This window comes from Oceanobacter sp. 5_MG-2023 (assembly GCF_030548165.1).
Classification (GTDB): domain Bacteria; phylum Pseudomonadota; class Gammaproteobacteria; order Pseudomonadales; family Oceanobacteraceae; genus Oceanobacter.
The window spans coordinates 1-2366 of the sequence record NZ_JAUORS010000054.1; the positions used below are offsets into that span (position 1 = coordinate 1).

Genomic DNA, 2366 nt, shown 5'->3' on the forward strand with positions numbered 1-2366 from the left:
AGCTACAGCTTTACCGTCACCGCTACCGATGGAGCCGGTAACCATACCGACCAAGCGGTTACCCTTGATGTCAACGATCTGGACGAAATAGCCCCTACGGCATCACTGATCTTGTCAATGGCAACGGAAGAGGTGACAGCCAGCATCGATAAAGACAATCTGTCTCCGCAGCTGACAGCACTGGGCAACAGCGGCGGTTATGCCCTGGTTTGGTACGGTAGTGATGGGGAAGGTGACAACACTATTTTTGCAAGAAGTTATGATAACCAGGGACAGCCAGTAGGTTACCTTATCTCTCTGGAAGCAACTGATGTGAGTCATGGTGAGGATGTTGATCCGCAAATCATTGCTATTGATGACAGCGGCCGCTTTGCAGTGACCTGGCAAGGAGATAACGGCAGTGGTACGTCATCCATTTATGTCCAACAGTTCGAAGCCGATGGCAGCCTCAGTGGCAGTACGGTGGAATTGGATGCAGTGACGGGACAGTCTGAGTTCACACCGCAAATTACTGCGTTGGCGAGCGGTGATTATGTGGTGACCTGGTACGATACCACTGATGTCTACGTACAGGCATTTAATGCCGATGGTTCACTGAAGGGCACACTGACAACGTTGTCAGGTTCCTGGGTCAGCCTGCCACCACAAATCAGTACCAGTGCAGATGATGGTTCTTACGTGGTGGTGTGGAGCAGCTTTGACAGCGGCTTTGATCTGACCGTGTTTGTCCAGCGCTTTAATGCCGATGGCAGCCCCAATGGTAGCCCCCTGTCCCTCGAAGCGACGGGAGTCAGTGATGGGAATGATGGTTCTGCCGTCGCTATGGCATTTGAGAGTGGGGGCTTTGTGGTTGCCTGGGCCGGTGACGATGGTCTTGGTCTATCAATATATGTGCAAACCATTGCTGCCGATGGCAGCCTGACTGGTAGTGCTGTAAAACTGGATGCTCCAGGCTATCCGGAAGGTGAGGATGTTCAGCCCGCACTGGCTCTGGTGGGTGATACAGGAGCCTACGTAGTGACCTGGCGTGGCACCGATGCAGAAGGTGATACCTCGATTTTTGTTCAGCTGTTCAATGCCGATGGATCATTAGCTGGTGACATCGTGACACTGGAAGCCACCGGTAACACAACAGGTAACGATACTTATTCGGAAGTTGCCGCATTCGGTGACAGTGGCGCCTGGGCCATTGTTTGGCAAGGAGAGGATGAACAGGGGGATCAGTCTGTTTTTGTTCAAAGATTCAATGCCGATGGCAGTCTGAATGGAACAGCAATAACACTGGAATCGCCTGATAACAGCAGTGGCGATGATCGTCTGCCACAAATTGTAGCGACAGGCTCAGATGGTGCCTTTATTGTTACCTGGTACGGCATCGGTACTGATGGTTACTATCAGGTCTATAGTCAGCGATTTGATGCCAATGGTAGCGCTGTAGAAGTGGCTACAGAAAGCTATAATCTCGGCGATATGGTGAGCCTGTACAGTAATGAAGCGGGCAGTGTCTATCTGGTTAGCAGCAGCATTAGCGTTAACGATATCAGTGATATTCTGACAGCAGACAGCAGCCTTTGGGTGTCGTCCAGCCTGGCAGCGGCTGGTAGCACAGAGGTGAATACTACCGGCCTGCAATTGGGTGATTATTACGCTTACGCCGTTGATGAGGCGGGCAATATCAGTCTGGCTTCGGCCCGATATATCACGATTGCAGATATGACAGCTCCAACCTTTACCTCCGGCGCTGCCGGTTACGTGGTGAGCTGGACGACCGCCGACGACGGCGACGGCAGCGGTATTGTTGGCCAACGCTACGACGCCAACGGTCAGACCCTGGGGGATGAATTCCAGATCAATACCACCCTTGCCGGAGACCAGAGCGAATCCTCGGTAACGACCCTGCTTGACGGCAGCTTTATCGTGGTATGGACCACCGCCGACGACGGCGATGGCAGCGGTATTGTCAGCCAGCGGTTCAGCGCCAGCGGCGAGCGGATTGGCAGCGAAACCGTTATCAACAGCACCACCACCGGCAGCCAGAGCGCTGCGCAAGTCGAAGCACTGGGCAGCGGTGGTTACGTGGTGGTCTGGACCTCGAACGGTCAGGACGGTGACGCCGATGGCGTCTACGCCCGGATCTACGACGCCGACGGCAACGCGATCAGCGCTGAACTGGCGGTGAATAGCTACACGACAAATAATCAGAACGACGCCAGTGTCACCGCCCTGGCCGACGGCGGCTTTGTCGTGACCTGGACCTCCGAAAGCCAGGACGGTGGCTACTTCAGCACATACCTGCAAATAGTTGATGCCGATGGCGTTACGGTGGGCAGCGAAACCCGCATCAACCATTACAACGACTACACCCA

1 protein-coding gene is annotated in these 2366 nt (G+C 54.2%); it reads left to right on the forward strand.

The features are described from left to right. Positions 1-2366 (forward strand): hypothetical protein (locus Q4551_RS16055; RefSeq protein WP_303434928.1); only part of this gene is annotated, 2366 nt, incomplete at both ends.